The organism is Pseudomonas sp. F3-2 (genome assembly GCF_038804275.1).
Lineage (GTDB): Bacteria > Pseudomonadota > Gammaproteobacteria > Pseudomonadales > Pseudomonadaceae > Aquipseudomonas.
Window position 1 is genome coordinate 2,219,663 of sequence record NZ_CP152388.1, and the last position, 25,021, is coordinate 2,244,683.

The 25,021-nt window shown below is 63.6% G+C and carries 20 protein-coding genes; 8 read left to right on the plus strand and 12 right to left on the minus strand.

Features of this window, described 5'->3' with window-relative positions; translation table 11 throughout:
* The first annotated feature begins 305 nt into the window (after positions 1–305).
* From AAGQ88_RS10170 to AAGQ88_RS10185, 4 genes are read left to right on the plus strand one after another with little or no spacing between them, the layout of a single operon-like run.
* Entirely contained in the window at positions 306–770 is a 465-nt protein-coding gene (locus AAGQ88_RS10170; RefSeq protein WP_093458033.1) for a (2Fe-2S)-binding protein, read from the plus strand.
* Positions 770–3,019: a xanthine dehydrogenase family protein molybdopterin-binding subunit gene (locus tag AAGQ88_RS10175; RefSeq protein ID WP_342655775.1), complete on the plus strand. Its 2,250-nt coding sequence runs from the start codon at positions 770–772 to the stop codon at positions 3,017–3,019. Before AAGQ88_RS10170 ends, AAGQ88_RS10175 begins: the two co-directional genes overlap by 1 nt.
* Positions 3,020–3,036: 17 nt before the next feature.
* Positions 3,037–4,389 carry a cytochrome c gene (locus AAGQ88_RS10180; RefSeq protein ID WP_342655199.1) on the plus strand — a complete coding sequence of 451 codons (1,353 nt, stop codon included), beginning with the start codon at positions 3,037–3,039 and terminating at the stop codon, positions 4,387–4,389.
* Between the two features lie 11 nt (positions 4,390–4,400).
* On the plus strand, positions 4,401–5,438 hold the full coding sequence (locus AAGQ88_RS10185; protein ID WP_285424537.1) for an XdhC family protein: 1,038 nt from the start codon (positions 4,401–4,403) through the stop codon (positions 5,436–5,438).
* On the opposite strand, the gene AAGQ88_RS10190 is transcribed toward AAGQ88_RS10185, so the two are convergent.
* From AAGQ88_RS10190 to AAGQ88_RS10235, 10 genes are all read right to left on the minus strand, one after another.
* Positions 5,417–7,156: an ABC transporter ATP-binding protein gene (locus AAGQ88_RS10190; protein ID WP_342655200.1), complete on the minus strand. Its 1,740-nt coding sequence runs from the start codon at positions 7,154–7,156 to the stop codon at positions 5,417–5,419. The two genes, AAGQ88_RS10185 and AAGQ88_RS10190, sit on opposite strands and share 22 nt — an antisense overlap.
* On the minus strand, positions 7,156–8,103 hold the full coding sequence (locus AAGQ88_RS10195) for an acetamidase/formamidase family protein (RefSeq protein WP_342655201.1): 948 nt from the start codon (positions 8,101–8,103) through the stop codon (positions 7,156–7,158). Before AAGQ88_RS10195 ends, AAGQ88_RS10190 begins: the two co-directional genes overlap by 1 nt.
* Before the next feature lie 69 nt (positions 8,104–8,172).
* A complete protein-coding gene (locus tag AAGQ88_RS10200) occupies positions 8,173–9,780 on the minus strand; it encodes an ABC transporter substrate-binding protein (protein ID WP_342655202.1) in 1,608 nt (535 codons plus the stop codon).
* 26 nt (positions 9,781–9,806) lie between these two features.
* A complete protein-coding gene (locus AAGQ88_RS10205) occupies positions 9,807–10,733 on the minus strand; it encodes an ABC transporter permease (RefSeq protein ID WP_093458040.1) in 927 nt (308 codons plus the stop codon).
* Positions 10,733–11,581 carry an ABC transporter permease gene (locus AAGQ88_RS10210; RefSeq protein ID WP_342655203.1) on the minus strand — a complete coding sequence of 283 codons (849 nt, stop codon included), beginning with the start codon at positions 11,579–11,581 and terminating at the stop codon, positions 10,733–10,735. The genes AAGQ88_RS10205 and AAGQ88_RS10210 overlap by 1 nt, the downstream gene beginning before the upstream one ends.
* On the minus strand, positions 11,578–12,162 hold the full coding sequence (locus AAGQ88_RS10215) for an ANTAR domain-containing protein (protein ID WP_342655204.1): 585 nt from the start codon (positions 12,160–12,162) through the stop codon (positions 11,578–11,580). The genes AAGQ88_RS10210 and AAGQ88_RS10215 overlap by 4 nt, the downstream gene beginning before the upstream one ends.
* Positions 12,159–13,304: a transporter substrate-binding protein gene (locus AAGQ88_RS10220; RefSeq protein WP_342655205.1), complete on the minus strand. Its 1,146-nt coding sequence runs from the start codon at positions 13,302–13,304 to the stop codon at positions 12,159–12,161. Before AAGQ88_RS10220 ends, AAGQ88_RS10215 begins: the two co-directional genes overlap by 4 nt.
* 302 nt (positions 13,305–13,606) lie before the next feature.
* Entirely contained in the window at positions 13,607–14,608 is a 1,002-nt protein-coding gene (locus AAGQ88_RS10225) for an NAD(P)H-quinone oxidoreductase (protein WP_285424544.1), read from the minus strand.
* On the minus strand, positions 14,605–14,940 hold the full coding sequence (locus AAGQ88_RS10230; RefSeq protein WP_285424545.1) for a carboxymuconolactone decarboxylase family protein: 336 nt from the start codon (positions 14,938–14,940) through the stop codon (positions 14,605–14,607). The genes AAGQ88_RS10225 and AAGQ88_RS10230 overlap by 4 nt, the downstream gene beginning before the upstream one ends.
* A 10-nt stretch (positions 14,941–14,950) precedes the next feature.
* Positions 14,951–16,387: an NAD-dependent succinate-semialdehyde dehydrogenase gene (locus AAGQ88_RS10235; RefSeq protein WP_342655206.1), complete on the minus strand. Its 1,437-nt coding sequence runs from the start codon at positions 16,385–16,387 to the stop codon at positions 14,951–14,953.
* 316 nt (positions 16,388–16,703) lie between these two features.
* Here AAGQ88_RS10235 and AAGQ88_RS10240 point away from each other — a divergent pair, with 316 nt between their 5' ends.
* The 3 genes from AAGQ88_RS10240 (at position 16,704) to AAGQ88_RS10250 (ending at position 19,820) form a co-directional block, all read left to right on the plus strand.
* Positions 16,704–17,633 carry a LysR family transcriptional regulator gene (locus AAGQ88_RS10240; protein WP_342655207.1) on the plus strand — a complete coding sequence of 310 codons (930 nt, stop codon included), beginning with the start codon at positions 16,704–16,706 and terminating at the stop codon, positions 17,631–17,633.
* 119 nt (positions 17,634–17,752) lie between these two features.
* Positions 17,753–19,102 carry an MATE family efflux transporter gene (locus AAGQ88_RS10245; protein ID WP_342655208.1) on the plus strand — a complete coding sequence of 450 codons (1,350 nt, stop codon included), beginning with the start codon at positions 17,753–17,755 and terminating at the stop codon, positions 19,100–19,102.
* 64 nt (positions 19,103–19,166) lie between these two features.
* Entirely contained in the window at positions 19,167–19,820 is a 654-nt protein-coding gene (locus AAGQ88_RS10250; RefSeq protein WP_342655776.1) for a TetR/AcrR family transcriptional regulator, read from the plus strand.
* 12 nt (positions 19,821–19,832) lie between these two features.
* Here AAGQ88_RS10250 and AAGQ88_RS10255 read toward each other — a convergent pair whose 3' ends face one another.
* Both AAGQ88_RS10255 and AAGQ88_RS10260 read right to left on the minus strand, forming a co-directional pair.
* Positions 19,833–22,541 (minus strand): glycoside hydrolase family 3 C-terminal domain-containing protein, encoded by a 2,709-nt coding sequence (locus tag AAGQ88_RS10255; protein ID WP_342655209.1) that lies wholly within the window; start codon positions 22,539–22,541, stop codon positions 19,833–19,835.
* Positions 22,538–22,936: a hypothetical protein gene (locus AAGQ88_RS10260; RefSeq protein WP_342655210.1), complete on the minus strand. Its 399-nt coding sequence runs from the start codon at positions 22,934–22,936 to the stop codon at positions 22,538–22,540. Before AAGQ88_RS10260 ends, AAGQ88_RS10255 begins: the two co-directional genes overlap by 4 nt.
* Before the next feature lie 393 nt (positions 22,937–23,329).
* Here AAGQ88_RS10260 and AAGQ88_RS10265 point away from each other — a divergent pair, with 393 nt between their 5' ends.
* A complete protein-coding gene (locus AAGQ88_RS10265; protein WP_342655211.1) occupies positions 23,330–25,021 on the plus strand; it encodes an ATPase, T2SS/T4P/T4SS family in 1,692 nt (563 codons plus the stop codon).

A 25,021-nucleotide genomic window follows, 5' to 3' on the forward strand; every position in this document is an offset into this window, starting at 1 on the left:
AATACTTGCCCAATCCTCTGACCTTGCAGGGGTGTGGATAGGAAACGCTTCGCGCGCGAGCTAGAGTTCGTTGATCAGGCGCCCATCACCACGAGCGCTGCCAGTCCTGGCCAGCCGTCGCTTCATGCGTCGAGCATCGGCCGGCGCTCCGGCGCAGCGCCCAGGCGTGACATCGAACAACTGCGTAATGGGACTGTCGAGGCGATCGCGCCAGGATAAACGCACCTTGAGCCACCGGCGGTACGATGCATGGCCGCCCGGAAAAACTAGAAAAAGCACATCAACCGATGATCAGCGGGTGAGCCATGGAACTACGAATCAACCAGAAAACTTACCAGGTCGACGCCGACGCCGACACGCCCTTGCTGTGGGTGATCCGCGATGACCTGGGCATGACCGGCACCAAGTACGGTTGCGGGCTGGCGCAGTGCGGTGCGTGTTCCGTACTGGTGGATGGCAATGTCGTGCGCTCGTGTGTCACGCCGGTGGCCGGTGTGGTGGGACGCGAAGTCACCACCATCGAAGCCATCGAGTCCGACGAGGTCGGCAAACGCGTGGTGGCCACCTGGGTCGAGCATCAGGTCGCTCAATGCGGCTACTGCCAGTCCGGGCAGGTGATGGCGGCGACCGCGTTGCTCAAGCACACGCCGCAGCCCAGCGCCGCCGAGATCGATGCGGCGATGATCAATCTGTGCCGCTGCGGCACGTACAACGCCATTCACGCCGCTGTGCATGACCTTGCCGGTCACAGTGCGAAGGGGGATGCATGATGAACGCGCCACTGGACGCCATCGAGCAGCTCATCGGCCAGAATCTCAACGATCCGGTCAACCTGTCCCGTCGTCGTTTCCTCAAGGGCAGCGCCGTGGGCGCGCTGGTGCTGGGGTTCGGTTTGCCGCTGGGCGCCACCCGGGTGCAAGCGGCCGCGGCGGCACCCGCCGAGCGCGGAACGCAGGTGCCTGCCTTCCTTGAAATTCGTCCGGACAACACCGTGCGCCTGCTGTCGCCGTTCATCGAAGGCGGGCAGGGCACCTTCACCGCGATGGCGCAGATTGTCGGTGAAGAGCTCGACGCCGATCCCGCCACCTTCCTCGTTGAGTGCGCGCCGCCGGGCGACGCCTATTACGTGATGGAGAACGGAATGCGCATCACCGGCGGCAGCATGTCGGTGCGGATGAGTTATCCGACCATGCGCCGGTTAGGTGCCTTGGCCCGGGCGATGCTGCTGCAGGCCGGCGCCCAGGCGCTGAACGTACCGGTCAGCGAACTCACCACAGAGCCCGGCAAAGTGGTGCATGCCGCCTCCGGCCGCTCCATTGCCTACGGCGAGTTGTCGGAACGGGCGATGGATCTGCCGGTGCCCGATCCGGCCAGCGTGCAATTGCGTGATCCCTCCCGCTTTCGCTGGATCGGCAAACCGGTCAAGCGTCTGGACGCCTACGACAAGTCCACCGGCAAGGCGCTGTACAGCATCGATCTGAAGGTCGACGGCATGCTGCATGCCGCCGTGCAACATGCGCCGCGTCTGGGCATGACGGTTGGAGGTCTGCGCAACGAAGAGCAGGTCAAAGCCATGAAGGGTGTGCATTCGGTGCATCGTCTGCCCGGCGCCGTTGCCGTGGTGGCTGAGCGCTGGTGGCATGCCAAGCGCGCCGTTGAAGCGGTGCAGGTCGACTGGCTGGAGGCTGCTGCCGATTCGACAGTGCGCGCCATGCCTGCGGACTTTTCCACCGAAGAGTACTTCAAGCGTCTGGCCGCGGAAAAAGGCCCTGCCCGTGACGATGAAAACGAAGGTGATGTCGCCGCGGCGCTGGCCAACGCCAAGACCCGCATCGAAGCCACGTACCACAACCAATATCTGCATCACGCCCAACTGGAGCCGCCATCGGCCCTTGCACGCTTTGACGCCAACGGTTCGCTGGAAATCTGGCTGCCCAATCAGGCGCCGGAAATGTACCGTGCCGACATCGCCAAACGCACCGGTCTGGACCCTTCGCAAATCACGCTGCATTCGCCGCTGTTGGGCGGGTTCTTTGGTCGGCATTTCCTCTATGACTCCGCCAATCCTTATCCTCAGGCCATCGCTCTGGCCAAGGCGGTCGGGCGCCCGGTCAAGCTGATCTGGAGCCGTGAGGAAGAGTTCCTGCGCGACGTGCTTCGTCCGGTCGCTGCGGTGAATTTTCGCGGCGCGCTGGACAACGACGGCTGGCCGGTCGCAATCGAGGCGGTCAGTGCCACGGAAGGACCGACCGAGTCTCTGGCGGGCAAGCAAGGCGATAAGATCGACCCGACTGCGCTGGAGGGCCTGGCCGGCAAGTCATACGCCATTGCCAACAAGCGCATCGCCCAGATTTACGTCAAGGGGCCGGTGCCACTGGGCTACTGGCGCTCGGTGGGCAACTCGTTGAATGATTTCTTCTACGAAGCCTTTCTCGATGAACTCGCCGACAAAGGCGGCAAGGACCCGTTCGAACTGCGCCTGCACTTGCTGCGCGACAACAAGCGTCTGACGACCTTGCTCAACGCGGTGGGCAACTTGTCGGGGGGCTGGAAGCGCGGGCCGTTTACCGCCGAAGACGGCAGCAAACGGGCGCGCGGAGTGGCCATGGCATCGCCGTTCGGCACTCAGACCGCGGTGATTGCCGAAGTGTCGATCGAGCAGGGCCAGGTCAAGGTGCATGACATCTGGCAGGCCATCGATCCGGGCAGCATCGTCAATCCGGCCATCGTCGAGGCGCAGGTCGCCGGCGCCGTGTCCCTTGGCCTGTCGCAGGTGCTGCTGGAAGAGGCGGTGTACATCGACGGCAAACCGCGCGCGCGCAACTACGACCTGTATCCGATTTTGCCGCCCTCGCGGATGGCGCGGGTGCATGTGCGGATTGTCGAGAGCGGGGAAAAGATGGGCGGCATCGGTGAACCGCCGTTGCCAGCGGTGGCACCGGCGGTCGCCAACGCCGTGGCGGCACTGACCGGGCAGCGGATTCGCAGCATGCCCTTGAGCCGATACACCTTTACCTGACCTGCGCCGGAGTACTCATGAATAACAGCCGATTCGCAAGAACCGCTGGCTGGCTGGCGCTGCTGTGCCTGGTCGCGGCAGGCCTGCTGGCCTGGTACGTCACCCGCGAGCCTGCCTCGTCCCTGGAAAACGATCAGGTCGCGGCCGCCGACCTGGCTCCGGCGCTGGTCGCCCGGGGCGAATACGTGGCACGGCTCGGCGACTGCGTGGCCTGCCACAGCGTGCCGGGCGGCGCGCCTTTCGCCGGTGGTCTGGAAATGGCCACGCCGCTGGGGGCGATTCACACCACCAACGTCACCCCGGACCGCGAGACCGGCATCGGCGCTTACAGCCTGGCCGACTTCGACCGCGCCGTGCGTCATGGCGTGGCACCGGGCGGACGACGCCTGTATCCGGCGATGCCATACCCGTCTTATGCCAAGCTGAGTGACGACGACGTGCGAGCGCTGTATGCCTTCTTCATGAAGGGCGTGGCGCCGGTGCAGCAGGTGAACATCCAGAGCGATATCCCCTGGCCGTTGAACATGCGCTGGCCGATTGCTTTATGGAACGGCGTCTTCACCGAACCTGCGCCGTATGCGGCGAAACCTGGCAAGGACGCGCTGTGGAATCGCGGTGCCTACATTGTTCAGGGGCCGGGCCACTGCGGCAGTTGCCACACGCCGCGCGGGCTAGCGTTCAACGAGAAAGCGCTGGATGAATCCGGCACGCCGTTCCTTGCTGGCGCCTTGCTCGATGGCTGGTACGCGCCGAGCCTGCGCAACGACCACAACACCGGGCTGGGCCGCTGGAACGAGCCTGAGATCGTTCAGTTCCTCAAGGCCGGGCGCAATCAGCATGCGGTCGTTTTCGGCTCCATGACCGAAGCATTCAACAACTCCACGCAGTTCATGAGTGACGAGGACCTGACGGCCATTGCGCGTTACCTCAAGTCGCTGCCGGGCGACCCGGGGCGCGACGGCAGCCCCTGGCAGTACCAGGCAACCTCAGTTGCGGCGCGTCCGGATTCGCCCGGCGCACACACCTACGTGACCCGCTGTGCGTCGTGTCACGGTGTCGACGGCAAGGGGCAGTCCGAATGGATGCCGCCATTGGCCGGCTCCACGTCGGCACTGGCCAAGGAAAACGCATCTGCAATCAACATCACCCTCAACGGTTCGCAGCGCATCGTCGCAGCCGGCGTACCCGACGCATACCGGATGCCGGCGTTTCGTGAGCAGCTGTCGGATCAGGAAATCGCCGATGTCCTGACCTTCGTGCGCGGCACATGGGGCAATCAGGGCGGGGCAGTGGACGCGCAGGCCGTCGGCAAGCTGCGCGAGCGGACCGACCCGGCCAGCAGCACGCCCATCATTTTGCAGATGCGATAAGGAGCCGCACCATGGAAAGCATCGATTTGCTGGTCCTGCGCACGGCCCGTGACTGGCTGCGGGCCGGGGAGCGCGTGCTGCTGGCGACGGTGGCGCGGACATGGGGATCCTCGCCGCGGCCGGTGGGTTCGATGATGGCCCTGCGCAGCGACGGCCGGGTCGCCGGCAGCGTTTCCGGGGGCTGCATCGAGGATGACCTGATTCATCGCTACACCACTGCCCACGGCGGTCCGGGCATGACTGACGGACCGCCGCAAGTGGCGCGCTACGGCGTCAGTGCCGACGAAGCCCACCGCTTCGGCTTGCCGTGCGGCGGAACGCTGGAATTGATTTTCGAATTCAGCCCGTCGTGGCAAGCGCTGGATGAACTGCTGGTTCACCTCGACGCCGGGCGCCTGGTGCGTCGCCGTCTGGACCTGGCGAGCAACGCAGTGACGCTTGAACACAGCGTCACGCCCGAGCAATTCGCCTTCGACGGCCAGGTGATGCTCAATACGCTGGGGCCCGGGTATCGCCTGCTGATGATCGGTGCCGGAGCGCTGGCTGAGTATCTGGCGACCATGGCCTTGTTCAACGGCTTCAAAGTGGCGGTCTGCGATCCTCGCCCCGAGTACGTGCAGACCTGGTCGGTCAGCGGCGTGGAGCAGATCGTCGGGATGCCCGATGACGTGGTGCGGGCGTTTTCCGCCGATCTGCGCACCTGCATCGTTGCGTTGAGCCACGATCCGAAACTCGATGATCTGGCCTTGCTCGAAGCGCTGCAAGGGCCGGCGTTCTACATCGGTGCCATCGGCTCGCGGCGCAACAGCCAGCAGCGACGCGAGCGCCTGATCGAGCACTTCGGCGAAACCGAGGCGTCGCTTCAGCGCCTGCGTGGCCCGATCGGCATTTACATCGGCAGCAAGACGCCGGCAGAAATCGCCGTCAGCGTCATGGCTGAAATCCTGGCGGCGAAAAACGGCGTCGAACTGCCCCACGATGTCAGCGTGAGTCAGGCGAAAGTCGCGCTCGAAACACAGGAACCGACTTACTCCAGCGCAACCCAGTGATCGGTCGCCACCGCCGTGAACCGCTGCGGTGGCGCCACGAAGCCTGCCTGCTTGATCGGGTCGGGCCGCTCCAGCTCCTTGAGCAGGCTTTTGAAGTCGCGGCGTCGACCCACTTCCGGCACTGGCACGGCCGCAAGCAGGCGCCGGGTGTAAGGATGCTGCGGGTTGTGCAGGACCTGATCGCGCGCGCCGATCTCGACGATACGACCGCCGTACATCACCGCGACCCGATGGCAGATCCGCTCGACCACGGCCATGTCGTGGGAAATGAACAGGTAACTCAGGCCATGCTCGGCGCGCAGTCGTTCGAGCAGGTCCAGCACCTGGGCCTGCACCGACACATCCAGCGCCGACACGGATTCGTCGGCGATGATGACTTTGGGGTTGAGCGCCAGGGCGCGGGCGATGCAGATGCGCTGCCGCTGCCCGCCGGAAAACTGATGTGGATAGCGCTCCATCGCCTCTGACGGCAGGTCGACCTGCTGCAGCAACTGGGCGACACGTTCGCGGCGCTGCGGCTCAGGCAGGTGATCGTGGATCAGCAACGGCTCGCCCACCAGATCGAAGATGGTCTTGCGCGGATTGAGCGCGGCGTAGGGGTCCTGGAACACCATCTGCACGTCGCGGCGCACCTTTTGCAGCGCCTCGCCCTTCAGCCCGTTGAGCTCCTGACCCATCAGCCTGACGCTGCCCTGGTAGCTCAGCATGTTCATCAACGCCTTGCCGGTGGTGGATTTTCCGCAGCCGCTTTCGCCCACCAGCCCCAGCGTTTCACCCTGGCGCAACTCGAAATTCACGCCTTCCACCGCGTGCACGGTGCGCGGCGCCTCGAACCAGCCATGACGCAGGGCGAAGCGCACGTTCAGGTCTTTCACCGCAAGCACCAGCGGCGACTCGCCCAGTTCCGCAGGTGGCGGGGCGCTGCCGAGCACGGGGACGGCCGCGAGCAGTTTGCGGGTGTAGGTTGCCTGCGGGGCGGTGAATACCTGATTCAGGGTGCCGCGCTCTTCCATGCGGCCCTGATTCATCACCACGACTTCGTCGGCCATCTCCGCGACCACGCCCATGTCGTGGGTGATCAGCAGCAGACTGGTCGCGAACTGCTGCTGCAGTTCGCGCATGAGTTCCAGAATCTGCGCCTGGATGGTCACGTCCAGCGCTGTGGTCGGCTCATCGGCGATCAACACCTTGGGCTGACAGAGCATGGCCATCGCAATCATGACCCGCTGGCGCATGCCGCCGGACAGCTCATGGGGATACTGGGTCAGGCGCTTGTCGACCTGCGGCATGCGCACCGCATCGAGCATCTCACGGCAGCGTCGATGCACATCGGCGCGGCTCATCGGCTCATGTCGACGCAAGGTTTCGGCCAGTTGCCGGCCCACGGTCAGCAGCGGATTGAGCGAGGTCATCGGCTCTTGAAAGATCATGCCGATCTGCTTGCCGCGCAAGCGCTGCATTTCGCGTTCCGACAGGCTCAGCAGGTCGCGGTCCTCGAACAGGATGGCGCCGCCCGGTACGCTGGCCGCTTTCGGCAACAGCCCCATGATCGCCAACGACGACAGCGACTTGCCGCTGCCCGACTCGCCGGCGATGCACAGCGTACGGCCGGGGTAGAGCGCAAAGCTCAGCTCCTCGACCACTCGACGGCGCGAGGCACCGCCGCCGACGTCAATGCTCAGTCGCTCCACCGACAGGCTGGGCAGGTCGTTTGGCATCAGTTGAATACCACCTTTGGAAAGTAGAACGACACCACCCAGTTAGGCAGGTCGACGATCTCGCTGATGCGCAGGTCGCCGCACACCGAACAGAGCATGTAGGCCTGCTCGGCGGGCATCCCGTGCTCCCCGCACAGCCAGTCGATGGTGTTGGCGACGGCCTGGCGCGCGGCCTGCATCAGGTCCGCTCCTATGCCGGTGAAGGCCTCGTAGCCTGCGCTGTCCAGATGACCGGTGACCGGGCCGGGCGTGCTGAAACGCGGCGTGGCCAGCGGTGTCTGCTTGATCAGGTCGAGCTTGACCACCACGTCCATGGCGCTCTCGATGGCGGTGCCGCAGACTTCGCCGTCACCTTGGGCGGCATGGGTGTCGCCGATGGAAAACAATGCGCCGGCCACTTCGACCGGCAGGTACAGCACGCTGCCCGCGGCCAGATCACGGATGTCCAGATTGCCGCCCACCCGACGTGGCGGCACGATGGAGTGCAAGCCTGGCTCGGCGGGCGCCACACCCACGGTGCCGGCAAACGGTTTGAGCGGCACCTTGGCGAATTCGCCGAAGGCGGCGGGCGCGAGGGTCTGGGTGTCGTAGTGCCAGAGCGCCAGGGCCGGCGTCTGAAACTGATCGGCGAGCAGGCCGAAGCCTGGAATGTTGGCGGTCCAGCCGAAGCCGCCTGGCTTGAAGCTGTCCAGGGTGATTTTCAGCACGTCGCCGGGTTCGGCGCCCTCGACATAGATCGGGCCGGTCACCGGGTTGATCTGGTCGAACGGCATCACGCTGACGTCGGCCACCTGCGATTGTGCGGTGAAGTAGCCGTTGGACGAATCCCTGCAGTTCATCTGCAGGGTCGTGCCGGGCGCCACCCGCTCGACGGGGGTGAAACGATGATCCCAGCCGAAGTGGCTGTTGACGCTGTGAATGGTCTTGACCAGGCAGTTCTGGCACATGTGTGCGTTCCTCATGGCAATGGGGCGATGGCCCGTTCCGCAGCGAAGTGCGGGACAGGCCAAGGGCGATCATTTCACCCAGATGTAGTCGTAGTTGACCGGCACGTGCACCGGATCGACGTACAGCGCGTCGTCGCCGCCCATGCGCTTGGAACGCACGGTGAAGCGCTGCTCGTTGAAGATCGGCACCCAAGGGGCATCTGCCATCACATCGGTGAAGATCTTCTTCCACGCTTCGGTGCGCTCGGCCTGCTGTTCCGGACGCGCCATCGCATCGGCCTTGGCTGCGCGTTCATCCAGCGCCTTGTTGCAGTACAGCGCCCAGTTCCAGCCACCATCGACTGCGCCGCTGCACCCCAGGATCGGTCCGTAGAAGTTCGAAGGATCCGGGAAGTCGGCGATCCAGGCCATGCCGCCGGACCACACCATCGGCGCCTGATCTTTCGAGCTGCCCGCGGCGATCACGTTGGCCTGGGCCAGCGATTTGATCTGCACGCGGATGCCGACCTTGGCCAGGTCCTGCTGGATGGACTGGGCGATGCGCGGCTGCGGATCGGTGTTCATCACGTAGAGTTCGGTGTCGAAACCCTTGGCGAGACCTGCGTCGGCAAGCAGCTTCTTCGCGCCTTCGACGTCGTACGGCAGCCCCTTGTATTGCGTGTCATAACCGGGCATTGCCGGCGGCAACGGCTGGTTGGCGGGCACCGCGCGGCCGTTGATGATGCGCACGATCCGCTCCTTGCTGATCGCCATGTTGATCGCCTGCCTCACCTTGAGGTTGTCGAACGGCGGCAGCGTGGTTTTCAGCGTCACGTAACCGGTCTGCAACTGATTGCCGGTGACCAGCAACGGCTTGGACGCGGGATCGTTCTTGAATTGCAGGAACTGCGCGGGCGGCACGCCGTCGCCGGCGATATCGACCTCGCCCTTGTTCAGGCGCAGCAGGGCGACGGTGGGGTCCTGGCCGATTTCGAAGGTGATCTTGTCGACGTACGGCAGGCCCTTCTGGAAGTAGTTCGGGTTTTTGATCAGCTCAAGCTTCTGCCCCAGTTTCCATTCGCCCAGGCTGAAGGCGCCGCTGCCCATCGGGTGCTTGCCAAAGTCGGCGCCCCATTGCTCGACCGCCTCTTTGGGGACGACCGAGGCGAAGTTGATCGCCATGATGTGCAGGAACGTCGCGTTCGGCGCGCTGAGGGTGATGGTCAGGTGCTGATCGTCGATGACCTTGACGCCGCTGAGCGTCTGACTCTTGCCGGCGGTCATGTCGTCGTAGCCGACGATCGAGCTGAAGAAACCGGCGCCAGGGCTCTGGGTCTTGGGATTGACGGTGCGTTCCAGTGAGTATTTGACGTCATTGGCAACCAGCTCACGGCCGTTCTGAAACTTCACGCCTTTGACCAGGGTGAAGCTGTAGACCAACCCGTCCGCCGACACGCTGTAGTCCTCGGCCAGGCTTTTGACCAGTTCGGTGGTGCCCGGTTTGTAGTCCATCAGGCGGCCGAACAGGCTTTTGATCATCGACCAGTTCTGCCAGTCATAGCCGATGGCCGGGTCCAGCGTCGCGACATCGTTCTGATACGTCACCACCAGATCGCCTCCGCTCTTGGGCGTTTCGGCCCACAGCGGCGTGGTGAACAGCGTGGCCGCCACGGCCAGGGTCAGCGCTTTGATTTTCATTCTTGTGCCCCGTTGTGTTGATGGATTCAGTGCTGCTTGATATCGATGCGCGGGTCCACCAGCGGGATCAGCAGATCCGCGAGCAGGTTGCCCAGAACGATGGCCACCGCAGAGAGCGTGGTCACCCCGACGATGACTGGAATGTCGACTTGCTGAATGGACTGCCAGGCCAGCTGGCCAATGCCGGGCCAGCCGAAGACTGACTCCACCACGACCAGACCGCCCATGAACACGCCGATGTCGATGCCGATCATGGGAATCACCGGCACGATGGCGTTGGGCAGCACGTGCACGAAGATCACCCGCGCCCGGCTCAGGCCCTTGGCCCGGGCTGTGCGAATGAAGTCCTGATGCAGCACGTCGATCATCGAGGAGCGGACCATGCGCGAGTACCAGCCGCTGCCCAGCAGTCCCAGGGTCAGCGCCGGCAGCATCAGGTGGCTGGCCCCGCCGTAGCCGCCGAGCGGGAACCAGCCCAGTTGCACCGCGAAGAAATACAGAAACAGCATCGCAGCGATGAATTGCGGGGCCGAGACACCGACGAAGGAAAACGCCATCAACAGCTTGTCGGCGAAACTGTCCCGCTTGAGGGCAGCGAGCATGCCCAGGCTGATACCGATCAGCAGTTCGAAGCCGATACCGGCGGCCATCAGTTCCAGAGACGGTCGCAGGCGGGCACCGATCAACTCGCTGACGGCGGTGCGCTGGATATACGAGCGGCCCAGATCGCCTTGAAGCAGATGCCCCAGATACCCGACATATTGCTGATAGAACGGCTGATCCAGACCCAGCTGCGCGCGGATGGCCGCCACGACTTCTGGCGTTGCGCTGCGCCCGGCGATCTGCCGCGCGGGGTCGGCGGGCAGCAGGAACAGCAACAGGTAGGTGATGAAGGTCACCCCCAACAGAATCAACAGCGCATAGCCGACCCGGCGGCAGATGAACGGCAGCATCAGCGGCGCCCCTTGAGTGTGGGGTCGAGTTCGTCGCGCAGGGCGTCTCCGACCAGATTGAACGCCAGTGACAGCAGGATGATTGCCGCGCCCGGAATGAACACCAGCCAGGGGGCCGAGGTGAAGTAGGTCTGGCTTTCAAAAATGATGTTGCCCCAGCTCGGCGTGGGCGGCTGCACGCCCACGCCCAGATAAGAGAGCGTGGCTTCGAGCAGGACGGTGGTGGAAATCCCCAGCGTCGCCCATACCAGAATGGTCGGCAGCAAATGCGGCAACAGGTGGGAGAACAGGATGCGCAGCGAGCTGGCGCCCAGCGTGCGCTCGACGGCGACGAAATCCCGCGCGCTCAGCGCCACGGTCTCGGCATAAATGACCCGGGCAATCTGCACCCAGTTGACCATCGCGATCACCATCGCGACGATCCACACACTGGGTTGAAAAATGGCCGACAAGGCAATCGCCAACAGCAGGGCAGGGAAGGCCATCATCAGGTCGGTCAGGCGCATCAGTGCACTGCCCAGCCAGCCCCGCACGAAGCCTGCGGTCAGGCCCACCAGCGTGCCGATCAGCACCGCCAGACCGTTGGCCAGCACGCCGATGAACAGCGAGGTCCGTGCGCCGAAGATCAGGCGCGACATCAGGTCCCGGCCAAGCAGGTCAGTGCCCATCCAGTACGGCGTGGCAGGGGCCAGCGGCGCCCCTTCCATCGACAGGCCCTCGACGAACTGCTCGTCCGGGTCGAAGGGGCTCAGCCACGGCGCAAGCACGGCCAGCGCAATCACCGCCACGATGAACAGCAGCGACACCGCCACTGAAGGCCGGCGCAGCAACGCCTTGAGTGTGTTCATGCGCGGCCCTCGTCGCGGGTCGCCAGGACATCGACACACAGGGCCTCGATGGGGCGATTGAGCTGCATCGACAGGCTGCGCAGCCGTTCATAGGCGGTTGCCTCGTCGATGTGCTGCGTCACCATCAGGCGGGCGAGCGCCTGGCCGAGCAGCGGTCGCATCGCCAGGCGCTCCTGCAGCACGGCAAGCTGTTCGGCATCGGCCCGTTGCCGGTTGCGCAGTCCCACCGCCATCATCAGGGTCGTGTAGACCGAGCCCTGGCTGATGGGTTTGTTGAGCAACGCGGTGGCGCCCAGCTGCAGCGCCCGCTGTATCTGCGACAGGGTTTCGTGGGCGGTGAGGGCCACGATCGGAATACCGGCGGCATCCAGCGTCTTCACCGTCGCAGGACTGGCGAAGTGCTCGATCTCGATGATGGCGGCGAAGCAGCCCTGGGTGTCGCAAGGGGCATCGCGATGCAGCGCCTGCGCCTGAATGCCCAGCCGCTGCAGGCTTTTGCCCAGGCTGGCCTGACTGCGCTCGTCGCAGTCGATCAACAGCAAGTGCCCCTGATCGAGGGCAGGAAACGCTCGTGCTTTCATTTGACGATCCTCAGGCGCGCCGGCTTTCCGTTGTGTCGTTCGACCACGCTGGCGTGTAGATCGGTGACGGTCAGATAGGGGTCGGCTGCCACGGGAGCGGAGGCCGAGTGCAGAAGCTGAAAGCGCCCATCGCGCAGCTCCGCGATGTGACTGGCCAGGGCGCTGTGGTGATTGCGCGCCGACAGGCTCACGGTGCCGAGAACGCTGTCCATGGGATGGTTGAACAGGTGTTCGCAGATGGCCGCGGGCGAGGCGTCGGCACAGGCTTGCAGCGCCTGCGCGAACAGCCACAACGCCGAGTATGCGCTGGTGTAATAGTGCGAGCAGTGACGTGGCCCGTGGCGCTGTTGCCGAAGGCAGAAATCCGGGTTCAGGGTCTCGAAAAACGGGCCGCACGACAGCAGCCGCAAGGCATGCATCGGGCCAACCGCATCGAGTTCGGCCTCGGTCAGGTTGCAGCTGAGCACCGGCAGGCGCAGCCCGTGTGCCTCGCAGGCCTGATCCAGCTGCTGAAGGAAAGCGTACGAGGACTCGCCCACCAGATTGTTGAGCACGAACGAGGGCCGTTCGCTCATCAGCGTGTCGATCAGCGTCTGGAACCCGGTCGCGCCCAGATGCCAGTATTTTTCACCCAGCACCTGAGCGCCGTTGGCTTCCAGCAGTTCCCGGGCGATGCGGTTGCTCTCCCAGCCCCACACGTAATTGGAGCCGAGCAGAAATGCCCGCGTGCCGAAATGGCTCAGGGCGTAATGCAGCAGCGGCAGCAGCGTCTGATTGGGGCAGCCGCCCAGATACAGCACGTTCTCGCTGCTTTCGTAGCCTTCGTACGGGCTTGAGTACCAGAGCAGCGCGTTGTGCTGATCCAGGTCGGGAATGATCTCCTTGCGGCTCGCCGACAGGGTCGTGCCGAAGATGTGCCTCACGCCGGCGCCGAGCAGTTGCTCGACTCCGCTGCCGTATGCCGCCGGCTCGCCCAAAGGATCGGCGCAGATCGCCTCCAGCCTGAAACGGTGTTGCTCGTCGGCATTGATCTCCGCGAGTGCATCCTGCAGCCCGAGCAAGGCGCTGCGGCCCATGCGCCGATAGGTGCCTTCGGTGGACAGCAGAAAGCCGACGCAGACGGCGGGACGAGGATCGGACATGACGTTCATCCATAAAAAAAGCCTGATCGACCCGGCGAAAGGTTGATCAGGCTTCGATACCTGGCGCATTCGATGGCGCAAATGTGGGCGAGACTTAAGGAGCGGACTCCAGCTTGCCGATGTGGCAAGAACCATGAAATAAGCATGCCAACTGTCAAACGCGCTACGTCGCGCTACGTCGCGCAACCGGGGCAGCGATCCCTTGCGGGGTGAGCGCTCCAGGTTGGGGCAATGCGTCTCGACGCGGCCTCAAAGCAGCGCAGCGACGCCAGGGATCGCTGCAAGGCTTCGCGGACTGCGATTCAAACGAGGTCTTCAGGCTGCAGGGTCAGGATGATCTTGCCGACGTTTTCCGATGACTCCATGCGGCGATGCGCGTCGGCGGCGCGGGACAGCGCAAAGGTGCTGTCGACGACCGGCTCAAGGCTGGCACCTCCTTCGAACCGATCGAGCCAGTGTTCGCGGAAGCGTTTGATCATGGCGTGCTTCTCAGGCTGGGTGCGCGATTTCATGACAGTGCCGATGATCTGCAGATGCCGGTAAAGGATCTGCTCCAGCGTGACTTTCACGCTGCCGCCACCGCCCAGGATGCCGACCTGAATCAGGCGGCCGCCCTTGGCCAGTGAGGCAATGTTGCGCTCGAAATACGGCTCGCCGACGAAGTCGATGATCACGTCGACACCCTGGCCCTCTGTTGCCTGTGCGATGACCTCGGCAAAATCCCGGGTCTTGTAGTCGATCGCGACATCGGCGCCCAAGTGCTCGACCCGCGACAGTTTGCTGCCCTCGGTGGTGGCGAACACCGTGGCGCCGGTGGCGTAGGCGAGCTGCACCGCGGCGGAACCGACCCCGCCCGCGGCGGCATGAATCAGCACGCGATCGCCGGCCTTGAGCCCTGCCAGGTGCATCATCGCCTCGTGGGCGGTGACGAACACTTCCGGAATGGCCGCTGCGTGGACGTAGTCCAGTCGCGCCGGAACAGGCATCGCCATGCGGTAGTCGATCCGCGCCAGTTCGGCATAGGCGCCGCCCCCCACGACGCCCATCACCCGATCCCCGACCTGGTAACCCGCGACGCCGCTGCCGGTCTCGACCACTTCGCCAGCGATTTCCAGGCCGATGATCGGTGAGTCGCCGAAGTCGGGGTGTCCGTAGCCGCCGGTGCGATGCGTCAGGTCTGCGCGGTTCACGCCCGCCGCATACACACGCACCAGCAGATCGGTCGGGCGCACCTCGGGCCTTGGCGCGTCGCGCAGTTTCAGCACGTCGGCATCGCCGAAGTCTTCGATGATGATGGCTCTCATGGCTGTTGCTCCGATTCGGTGAGGGTGGCGTTGGCGATGGCAGACGCGGTGATGGCTGCAGGAAATCCTGCGTAGAACGCCAGGTGCGTGATGACGGCAGACAACTCCCGTTGGGTGACACCGTTACTCAGCGCGCGGCGCAGGTGCGCCGGCAGCTCTTCGGCATGTCCCCCGGCAATCAGCGCCGCGACGGTGATCAGGCTTCGGTCACGCAAGGACAGCTCCGGGTCGCTCCATATCTGCGGGTACAGCGTCGCGTCGACGAACTGCGAGAGTTTCGGGGTAAACGCCCTGGCGGCTTCGCGGGGGCTGCTGAAATTGATGTTCGACATGTCCGCGTCCTCAGATCTGGCTGATGAATTTGTGGGTCAGGTAATGCTCGATGCCTTCGATACCGCCTTCCGAGCCGTGTCCGCTTTCCTTCACGCCGCCGAAGGGAAGTTCGGTGGCGACGATGCGGTACTGATTGATGCCGATCATGCCGGCCTCCAGGCCGTCCGCCACGTCGATGGCGGTGCGTGCGCTGGACGTGAATGCGTAGGCAGACAGGCCGTAGGGCAGGCGGTTGGCTTCCTCGAGACCGTCGGCCAGTGCGTCGAAGGGCATCAGGATTGCGATGGGACCGAAGGGCTCTTCATGCATCACCCGAGCGTTCATGGGCACGTCGGCGAGCACCGTCGGCTCGAAAAAGAAGCCCTGGCCTGGCAGCCGTTCGCCGCCGGTCAACACGCGGGCGCCCTTGGCGACGGCATCGGCAATGAGCTCTTCCATCTTGGCCAGCTGGCGCGGGTTGGCGAGGGGGCCGACCTGAACGTGCGGGTGCAGGCCGTTGCCGATTCTCAGCGCCTGGGTGGCGGCCACGAAGTGCTCGACGAAACGCGCGTAAACGCTGCGCTGGATCAGAAAGCGCGTGGACGAGATGCACACCTGGCCGGTACCGCGAAATCGGTTCGCGACACCCTCGACCGCTGCTTTTTCCACGTCGGCGTCGTCGAATACCAGCACCGGCCCATGTCCGCCGAGCTCCAGCGTGATCGGCTTGACGCCTTCCGCCGCCCGGGCGGAGAGCAGCCGGCCGATCGGTACCGAACCTGTGAAGGTGACCTTGCGGATGATCGGTGAAGCGATCAAATGGCGGGACACTTGATCCGGCACGCCGAAAACCACTTGCAGCACTCCTTTCGGCAACCCGGCGTCGTCCAGGGCGCGGGCCAGCGCCAGCGCCGTGGAAGGGCTCTCCTCGCCGGGCTTGAGGATGACGCTGCAGCCTGCGGCCAGCGCTGCGGATAATTTGCGCGACGGGGTAATGGCCGGAAAATTCCAGGGTGTGAACGCGGCCACCGGGCCGATCGGCTGACGTTTGACCATTTGCAGCACGCCCGGACGGTTAGCCGGCACGACGCGACCGTCGATGCGCCGCGCGCTCTCGGCGAACCACTCGAAGTACTCGGCGGCGCGGGTGACTTCATCCATGCTTTCGCCCAGCGGCTTGCCTTCCTCAAGCGTCATTTGTGAGGCAATGTGCGGCGCACGCTCCAGGATCAGGTCGGCGGCACGCTTGAGTATCTTCGCGCGCTGATCAGGCACCGTCCGGCGCCAGACCTGAAAGCTAGCCTGGGCAACCTGCAACGCACGGTCCAGGTCGTCGGTTGTGGCCAGCGGCACACGGCCGATCTCGGTTTCGGTGGCCGGGTTGACGACGGCGGCGGTTTCTCGGCCTTGGGCACCGATCCATTCACCCGCGATGAAAAGGTAGAGCGAGTCGTAAGGCGTATTCATGGGACTGGATTTCCTGTGTGGTCGAAAATTCGTGTCAGGTATCGCGCGCCGACGCAGGCGGGCTGTGTGATCCAGTCTAGGGAGAAGGCCGTGTCCGATTTAGCGGGCGGGAAGGGAATCACTGTTGTGCGCAGAGGTAATATCGAAGGCCGTCCGAGCGATTGCGCCGCGGATGACGGGTCGCCATCATGAGCGGACGTCGCCGGCGATCGGCCGCCCGGGCAGTGCCAGACGGGAAGTGCGGGCACGGGAACATCCGGATCAGATGAAATGTTGCGTCGTCGCTTTGAGCGGCATCGGCAAAAGGAGGGCAGGAGTGGACAAGCTTTCAAACATGTCTGTGTACGTCAAAGTCGTGGAGATGGGCAGCTTTACCGCCGTGGCGAATCATCTCGATTCCACCGTCGGCAACGTCTCGCGCGCCGTCTCGGCGCTCGAAAACATGCTGGACGCCCGCTTGCTGCAACGGTCCACCCGGCGCTTGTCCGTGACCGACGCGGGCCGACGGTTTTATGAGCGTTGCACCGCGATCCTCGCCGATGTCGAGAACGCCGAAGCGGAAGCCAGCAATTCGCTGCTCAAACCCAAAGGCACGTTGCGGGTGCACTGCGTACCGGGGTTGGCGCGTCAGTTGGTGACCTGCGCGATCCTGGAATACCGCCGCGAATACCCGGAAGTGGCGGTGGATCTGCTGCTCTCCCAGCGGATGCCCAATCTGCTTGAAGACCAGCTCGATGTGTCGATTCTGATCGCCCGGGCACTGCCGGATTCGGCCTATGTCAGTCAGAAGATCGGGGTCAGCCACTGCGTGCTGGTGGCGTCGCCCGACTACCTGGCCAGACACCCGGCCCCGGTGGTGCCGGACGATCTTGCCGCGCATCAGTGCCTGCTGCTGGGCACCGTGGATTATGTGCGGGACCAATGGCAGCTCAAGAGCAAGGCCGGCACCGCGACGTTCACGCCTGCCGGAGCCAGCTTGAGCGTGAACGACATGGACGCCATGGCGGTCGCGGTTCGCGAGGGCGCAGGAATCGGTCTGCTCGCCGGATTTTCGGCGATCGACGACCTGCGTTCCGGAAGGCTCGTGCGGGTGTTGCCCGATTACCACACCTACGAGCGCAACGTGTATGCGGTCTACACCTCCCGGCAGTTCGTGGACGCCAAAATCACCCGCTTCATCGAAACCCTGAAAGCACGGGTAGGCAGCCAACTGGCGGCGACTGCACACGCGTTGGTCGGCGAATGAAGCGGCGGTCAGTGCGCACCTGAATACCTGGCGTCTGCGCACGTTAGGTCCGGCGTCGATACTGCTTTATGCTTGCGGCCCAGATTCGTCTCCTCCACTTTCTGCCATCGAGAGCGCCAATGCCGGAGCCCTGTGCGACGTTCACCCAAGGCTCCATTGCGCGGCACGTGCTGACCCTGGTCAGTACCAGCGCGCTGAGTCTGCTCGCCGTGTTTCTGGTGGATATTCTGACCCTGGCCTACGTTGCACGGCTTGGCGATCAGCGCTTGCTGGCTGCGGTGGGGATGGCCAAAACCCTCATGTTCCTCAACGGCGCGTTCGTGTCCGGGGTGATCATCGCCGCCGGTGCCTTGTTGTCCGAACGGATCGGCAAGCATGCACGTAAGCGACTGGCGCGGCTGGTCACCCATCTGTTGCTCATGGCCGTGCTGGCGTCGGCGCTGATCGCGGGCGTGGAATACGTCTGTCTGGGGGCGCTGGGCCGATGGTTCGGCGCGGTGGGTGAGGTCGATCAGGCGTCCCGATCGTTCATCGCGATGAGCCTGACGTCCTGTGTGCCGATGGCGCTGGCGCAGATGTCCGCGCAACTGCTCAAGTCCCAAGGGCACCCACGCACCGCGCTGGCGGTATTGCTGTCCGGAGCGCTGACGCTGGCGATGGCCGATCCTCTGTTCATCTTCGCACTGGGCATGGGTATTCAAGGGGCGGGCCTGTCCTGTCTGGTCGCCGCGACGCTGTCTGCGCTGGTCGGGCTGGTCTGCGTGCGGCGGTATCTGGGGGTGTCCACGAGGGTGCGGTTCAGGTTGTTCAGCCTGCACACACGTCGCACGGCGCGCGTCGCGATTCCGGCCATGCTCGCCAATCTGGCGATGCCGGTGGGGATTACCTACCTGATGGTGACCCTCGCGACGCTGGGCACTTCGGTGCTGGCGGGGATGGCGGTCATCGACCGGTTTCTGCAGCTGGGTTACTGCCTTTACTTCGCCTTGCCCACCGCCCTGGTGCCGGTGCTGGCACAGAATCTGGGGGCCGGGCGCGATGACCGGGCCGCGCGGGCGGTCGGCTTTACACGCCGGTTAGTGGTCCTCTATGGTGTGGCGCTGTGGCTGATCCTGGCGGCGTCGGGGCCGATGATCGCAGATTATTTTCAACTGGCCGATGCCGGCCGCGAGATGTTTCTGGCCTTCTCCCGCTATGGCGCCGGGCTGTGGATTGTGTTTGGTCTGGACTTCGTCGCTCAGTCGACATTTCTGACCATGGGCGGCGCGTGGTGGGTGCCGGTGTTTGGCTGGTTGCGCGGCACCGCAGGCACGCTGCCCTTCGTTTATTTCGGCGCACAGTGGGCCGGCGGTGTCGGTGCTTTGAGCGGCATGTGGCTGGGCAATGCGTCGGTGGCGTTGCTGGCGATCATCACAGCGTGGCTGCTCACCCGGCGGTTCTCGCGCCTGCGCGCCAACAGTCTGAATTGAATCACTGCGTCTGCCGGCAGGGCAGGTGGCAACACTTACAGGTCATGGAGTCGTTATGTCGGTAATGGATGAGCAGCACGAACCGGTCGAGCCGCCTGCGCCCCGGCGTCGCCGCGCGCCCAAGGGAGAAATGCGCCGAATGGCCCTGCTGGATGCGGCCACGCAAGTCTTTGCCAGAGACGGCTATCTGAATGCGTCGATGCGCGATGTCGCAGACCTCGCCGGCATCACCACGGTCGGCCTGCTGCATCACTTTCCCAACAAGACCGCGCTGTTGCAGGCCTTGCTCGACCGGCGCGAGCAGCGGGTGGTGGAGCGCTTCAGCGAACTGGAAACCGAGCCGACGCTGGAAGGATTTCTGCGCTTTCTGCGCATGAGCATGGGGTTTAGCGTGGAAGATGCTCAGGAGTGTCAGGCTGCGCTGATGATCAACGTCGAGAGCCTGTCCGAGAAGCATCCGGCGTTCAGTCGCCATCAGGAGAATTTCGACAAAGTCCATCAGCACGCCCAGGCGCATCTGGAGTCATTGAAGAACGGCGGGGAAATACGCGGGGATGTGGACGTTTCGGCCCTGGCCCAGGAGCTGTTTTCGCTCATGGACGGTTTGCAGATCCAGTGGCTGCGCGGTCGGGCGTCCGTGGATGTGATGGGCGTCTTCGACAATTACCTGCGCCGTCTGGCGCAGGACATCAGGCCGGGGAAACAGGCTCATCCCTGAGCCTGCGAGTCTTCAGTAAGCCTGCGCCGCCGAAACCTGCACGGCCTTGCGCAGCGGGGCGGGCAGCGGGTTGCTGTCGCGGGTGGTCAGTTGCTCAGGATAAAGCGTGGTCAGCGTCTGGCTCAGCGCCAGGTCGCCGGAGTGGGTACCCACGCGAATCTTGAACTTGCCGGCATCGACGTTCCAGCTGTCGGTGCTGTCCACGTAATAGGCAAGCGAACGTGAATCGAGCGGGATGCTGACCGTCTTGCTCTCACCTGGCTTGAGGTACACCTTGGTGAAACCCTTGAGCTCTTTCTCCGGACGATCGACCGTCGGCTTGACCGGCTGCACGTACAGCTGCGCCACTTCGTAGCCCGCCTTGTCGCCGGTGTTGGTCACGGTGAACTTGACGTTCACGGTCGCGCCCGGCGTCAGCACGTTGCTCGACAGCTTCAGGTCGCTGTAGCTGTAAGTGGTGTACGACAGACCGAAGCCGAACGGGTACAGCGGCTTGGTGTGATTCTTGTCGTAGGCACGGTAGCCCAGGTACAGGCCTTCCTTGTACGTCATCTCGGTCAGCGCGTTGTCGCCACGGTACTGGCTCGGATCCGGGTACGAGGCATAGCTGGCGTTGTCTTCGATCTGCTTGTCGATGGTGACCGGCAGCTTGCCCGACGGGTTGACCTTGCCATACAGAATCTCGGCCAGCGCCTGACCGCCTTGCTGGCCAGGGAACCAGGCTTGCAGGGTCGCGCCGACTTTTTTCGCCCACGGCTGCATGTTGGCAATCCCGCCGCCGTGCATGACCACGATGGTGTTGGGGTTGACCTTGGCCACGGCGCTGATCAGGTCCGCCTGCTGGTCGGGCAGATCGAAGCCATGGTCAGAGCCTTCGCCTTCGTTCTCGGACGTGCTGCCGGTGGCGATCACTACAGCGTCATAGTTGGCAAGGTCCGCCGGTGGTTTGAGCGCCGCCCAGCTCATCTGCACGCCTGTCAGGCCGCCCAGCGCAGGGATGAAGTTGCCCTGAATGCGTTGGTATTCCAGTTTCACGGAATAGGCTTTGCCGGCTTTGAGCGATGACGTCTTGCCCGAGGTTACCAGCGCGTTCACGACGTCGGAGGAGTACGGCACGCCGTCGCTTTGCAGCACCAGTTCATCGTTCACCCACAGTTTGTACGGGCCATCGGCGCGCACTTTGAACACCTGCGGACCGGACACGGTGGGTTTGATGGTCGAGGTAAAGCGCGCCGAGAACGCGCCCGCCGTCGGGTTGAAACCGGACACAGTGGTGGTGCCTGCATCGGTGACGTTGGTGCTGGTGGTCCAGTTCAGGTTGATGCCCGGCTCGACGCGGGTCAGCGCCGGATCACCGGAAAAGCCGGTGTTGGCGAAGTACTCGGCTTTCACGCCGGCGTTGTTGATGTCGTTGCGGCCAGTGGACGGCTGATACCACACCGAGCTCTTCGGATCGAGGCTCAGCGCAGGCAGGTAGGTGACATTGGCGCTGCTCGATGCCAGTTGCTGCAGGCCGCTGAGTTCGGTCACGTAGCTGTCGGGCGGCGAGTTGGCGGTGCCGAACGGGGACGCCGGGGCTTCATGGGCCCAGTCACCGATGACGGCGATTTTCGCCGAACGCGCCAGTGGCAGCAGGGGCTTGCCGGCGGAAGTGTTTTCGTTGCGCAGCAGCACCATCGCTTCGCGCGCGGTATTCAGTGCCGCCTGGGCGCCGTATTCGGTGTGCTCCAGGGTCTGGGCGGTGTTGAGGTGTTCCTGCAGACCGTAGCTGACGATGCCGCGCAGGTTGCGCTTGACCTTGTCATCGATGACGTTTTGCGTCAGCTGGCCACTCCACAGGTAAGGCATCAGGTTGGCTTCGGTGAATTGCAGCCCCGACGGCATGTCGATGTCAGTCCCGGCCCATGCACCCTTGAACGCGTCATGAATGGCGTTGAAGTCGCTGATGACCATCCCCTGATAGCCCCATTCGCCCTTGAGCACGTCGGTGATCAGGTGATGGTTTTCGCAGGCGTAGTCGCCGTTGATCTTGTTGAAACCGCACATGATCGAGGCGACGTTGGCGTTCTTCACCATCGACTCGAACCCAGGCAGGTACAACTCGCGCAGGGTGCGTTCGTCGACCTTGACGTTGACGGCCTGGCGATTGGCTTCCTGTTCGTTGCCCACGTAATGCTTGCCGCTGGCCTGGATGCCTTGTGCCTGAATGCCGTTGACCACGGCAGGTGCGAGCACCGCGCCGAGGAACGGGTCTTCACCGCTCATGTACTCGGCGGCGCGACCGCCAAACGGCGTGCGGTAAAGGTTGACGCCCGGCGAAAGCATCTGCTGGCCGCCGGAGATACGGGTTTCGTAGGCGATGGCCAGGCCGAATTCCTTGGCGCGGTTGATGCTCCAGGTCGCCGCCAGTGCCGACTGCGAAGGGTATTGAGCGCCAAAGGTGGCGTTGTTGACGTGCACGCCCATCGAGGAGTCGTAGGCGACCGTGCCTTTGATGCCCCACTTGAGCAACGGCGGGATCATGTGGCCGTCGTTCACGCGGGTGAAATTGATCTTCTCCGAGGTGCTCATGTTGTCGAGGATCGAGCTGACGCGCGCCTCGACTTCGTTGCCGGTGGCAGGCGTCACGGCCGCCAGCGCAAGGTTGGCCTGGGCGACACCGAAGGCCAGCAGGCTCAGGTTCAGGGTGTGGCGAAAAACGGCGAGGGCAGGGGATTTCATGGTTGCTGCTCCTGCGCCGGGGCGTCATCGGTGGCAACCGGGGTATCGATGACAGCAGCGGTGCCTGCGTCGGTGCGCTTGCTCAGTTGAGCAACGCCGCTGATCTGATCGCGTTTCGCCTCGATCTGTTCACGCTGGTGTTGCAGGGAGGCAGCGTCCGTCGCGGCGGAAGTTGAATCCGCGGCCAACACAGAGAAACTCTGGGCGCACAAAAACAGTGTGCCCATGACAGGCAACAGGAGTCGATTCATCTTTATATCTTCTCGATAAAGGGCGGAATAGGTAGCCGATCGCTCGTCGATAAAACAAGCGTGCATGGGCGACCGGATACTAAGTCCGGATGATGCCTTTAAAAGTTCACTGCCGGCAAAGTTATTTTTGTGAAAGCCGATCAATGTGGAATAACCGACCGTTGGTGCCGTTAAAAGCGTCGGGTGCTCTTCGCGTTTCCAAGGGAAATATCTGAATTATTGGTTGATTATTGCTATAACTGACAGGAACTTGGGTTATTATTGCTGAATGCAGCAATCTAAGGGTTTGAAATTGCTATTTAGTAAACATAATTGCAGTTAGGTTTTGTGACCTGATAAGCTATGTCGGCGTTAAGAAGGATTACTTAAAGCGTCTCTTTTAATTAGCTATTTATCCGACGTTAGTTGCTGCCGCTTTGAATAAAAGTGTCCGGCACGGTTGTCGTCGACTTTATTTGTCTTGAACGTGCTCGCGCTGTTTGATCAGAGCGTTCATTAGTGGCTTATTGCCCCGAATACCCAATGTCGAAACAGTGCATGCATATCCCGTTGCAGGCCAGTGTCTGTGACTGGCTGGCGGAACATACTGGCATCAAAGTGGCTGATATCAGCCGCGCGAGAAAGTTGTGCCTGGCCGAAAGCGGCACCGACGACGATATCCTCAGTACCTTGATTCGCCTGGGGGCGGTGCGGGACGAAGAGGTTGCACAGGCGTATGCGACGCTGATGGCGGTGCCGCGCCTGTCGCTGGAGCAACCGATCGAGCCGTTGACTGAGCGGGCCTGCAGCGAGCGGTTTCTGCGTCATTACGGCGTGGTGATGTTCGAGTCTGACTCATCACAGGTCTGCGTCGCCGCCGCTGCCCCGGTCTCGGGCTATGCGCTGGACGCGCTGCGCTACCGGGCCGGGCAGCCGCTGTCGTTGATGATCGCCACGACGGCTGAGGTCAACGGTCTGATCGAGCGTTTCCATGGCGAGGGGCGGACGGCGATGGATGCCCTGATCGAGTCGCTGGATGTCGACGGCGAGGCACTGGAGGACATCGAGCATTTGAAGGACCTGGCGTCGGAAGCGCCGGTCATCCGTCTGGTCAATCTGATTCTGCACAAAGCGGTGCAAGCGCGGGCTTCAGACGTTCACGTCGAGCCTTTCGAAGACCGCCTGCAAGTGCGCTATCGCATCGACGGCGTCCTGGTGCAGGGTGAAGCGCCGCCGTCCGGCCATGCGGCGGCGGTGATCTCGCGGCTCAAGATCATGGCCCGGCTGGACATCGCCGAGCGTCGTCTGCCTCAGGACGGCCGCATCATGCTGCGCATGCAGGGCAAGGAGCTGGACTTGCGGGTGTCCACCGTGCCCACCCGTTTCGGTGAGTCGGTGGTCATGCGCCTGCTCGACCGCGAAACCGTCGGTTTTGATTTTCCGACGCTGGGCATCGAGGGGCCACGGCTGGACACGTTGCTCGATCTGCTGGAGCGTCCCCACGGCATTGTGCTGGTAACGGGGCCGACCGGCTCGGGCAAGACCACCACGCTGTACACCGCACTGTCTCGGCTCAACACCGCCGAACGCAAGATCATTACCGTCGAAGACCCGGTGGAATATCAGTTGCCGGGGATCAACCAGATTCAAGTGAAGCCGGCCATCGGCCTGGATTTTCCCGGCGCGCTGCGCTCCATCGTGCGTCAGGACCCCGACGTGATCATGATCGGAGAAATGCGCGATCTGGAGACCTGCCGCATCGCCATTCAGTCGTCGCTGACCGGCCATCTGGTGCTGTCCACCCTGCACACCAACAGCGCCGCGGCGAGCATCACGCGCTTGCTCGACATGGGTGTGGAGCATTACCTGATCGCCTCGACCTTGCAGGGCATCGTCGCCCAGCGTCTGGTGCGCCGACTGGATCCGCAGACCCGCGTGGCCTTCGAAGCACCGCCGGAACTGATCGCCCGCCACCGGCTGGACCAGTACACCGATCAGCGCCCGATCCTGTTGTATCGCCCGGACGCCAACAGCGTCGGCGGCGGTTATCACGGGCGCAGCGCGATCACCGAGTTGCTGGTGATGAATGACGAGCTGCGGGGCCTGCTCATGCGTCAGGCCGATGCCGCGACGCTGGAACAGGCAGCGCGACGTAACGGTCTGGTCACGCTGTTCGAAGAGGGCCTGCGGCAGGCGCTGGCCGGCACCACGTCGCTGGAAGAAGTGCTGCGCGTGGCCCGCGATGAGTGA

Bases quoted from the DNA above. Each gene is read 5' to 3' on its own strand.
- AAGQ88_RS10170 (WP_093458033.1), top strand. From the start codon at position 306: ATGGAACTACGAATCAACCAGAAAACTTACCAGGTCGACGCCGACGCC.
- AAGQ88_RS10175 (WP_342655775.1), top strand. From the start codon at position 770: ATGAACGCGCCACTGGACGCCATCGAGCAGCTCATCGGCCAGAATCTC.
- AAGQ88_RS10180 (WP_342655199.1), top strand. From the start codon at position 3,037: ATGAATAACAGCCGATTCGCAAGAACCGCTGGCTGGCTGGCGCTGCTG.
- AAGQ88_RS10185 (WP_285424537.1), top strand. From the start codon at position 4,401: ATGGAAAGCATCGATTTGCTGGTCCTGCGCACGGCCCGTGACTGGCTG.
- AAGQ88_RS10190 (WP_342655200.1), bottom strand. From the start codon at position 7,156: ATGCCAAACGACCTGCCCAGCCTGTCGGTGGAGCGACTGAGCATTGAC.
- AAGQ88_RS10195 (WP_342655201.1), bottom strand. From the start codon at position 8,103: ATGTGCCAGAACTGCCTGGTCAAGACCATTCACAGCGTCAACAGCCAC.
- AAGQ88_RS10200 (WP_342655202.1), bottom strand. From the start codon at position 9,780: ATGAAAATCAAAGCGCTGACCCTGGCCGTGGCGGCCACGCTGTTCACC.
- AAGQ88_RS10205 (WP_093458040.1), bottom strand. From the start codon at position 10,733: ATGCTGCCGTTCATCTGCCGCCGGGTCGGCTATGCGCTGTTGATTCTG.
- AAGQ88_RS10210 (WP_342655203.1), bottom strand. From the start codon at position 11,581: ATGAACACACTCAAGGCGTTGCTGCGCCGGCCTTCAGTGGCGGTGTCG.
- AAGQ88_RS10215 (WP_342655204.1), bottom strand. From the start codon at position 12,162: ATGAAAGCACGAGCGTTTCCTGCCCTCGATCAGGGGCACTTGCTGTTG.
- AAGQ88_RS10220 (WP_342655205.1), bottom strand. From the start codon at position 13,304: ATGTCCGATCCTCGTCCCGCCGTCTGCGTCGGCTTTCTGCTGTCCACC.
- AAGQ88_RS10225 (WP_285424544.1), bottom strand. From the start codon at position 14,608: ATGAGAGCCATCATCATCGAAGACTTCGGCGATGCCGACGTGCTGAAA.
- AAGQ88_RS10230 (WP_285424545.1), bottom strand. From the start codon at position 14,940: ATGTCGAACATCAATTTCAGCAGCCCCCGCGAAGCCGCCAGGGCGTTT.
- AAGQ88_RS10235 (WP_342655206.1), bottom strand. From the start codon at position 16,387: ATGAATACGCCTTACGACTCGCTCTACCTTTTCATCGCGGGTGAATGG.
- AAGQ88_RS10245 (WP_342655208.1), top strand. From the start codon at position 17,753: ATGCCGGAGCCCTGTGCGACGTTCACCCAAGGCTCCATTGCGCGGCAC.
- AAGQ88_RS10250 (WP_342655776.1), top strand. From the start codon at position 19,167: ATGGATGAGCAGCACGAACCGGTCGAGCCGCCTGCGCCCCGGCGTCGC.
- AAGQ88_RS10255 (WP_342655209.1), bottom strand. From the start codon at position 22,541: ATGAAATCCCCTGCCCTCGCCGTTTTTCGCCACACCCTGAACCTGAGC.
- AAGQ88_RS10265 (WP_342655211.1), top strand. From the start codon at position 23,330: ATGCATATCCCGTTGCAGGCCAGTGTCTGTGACTGGCTGGCGGAACAT.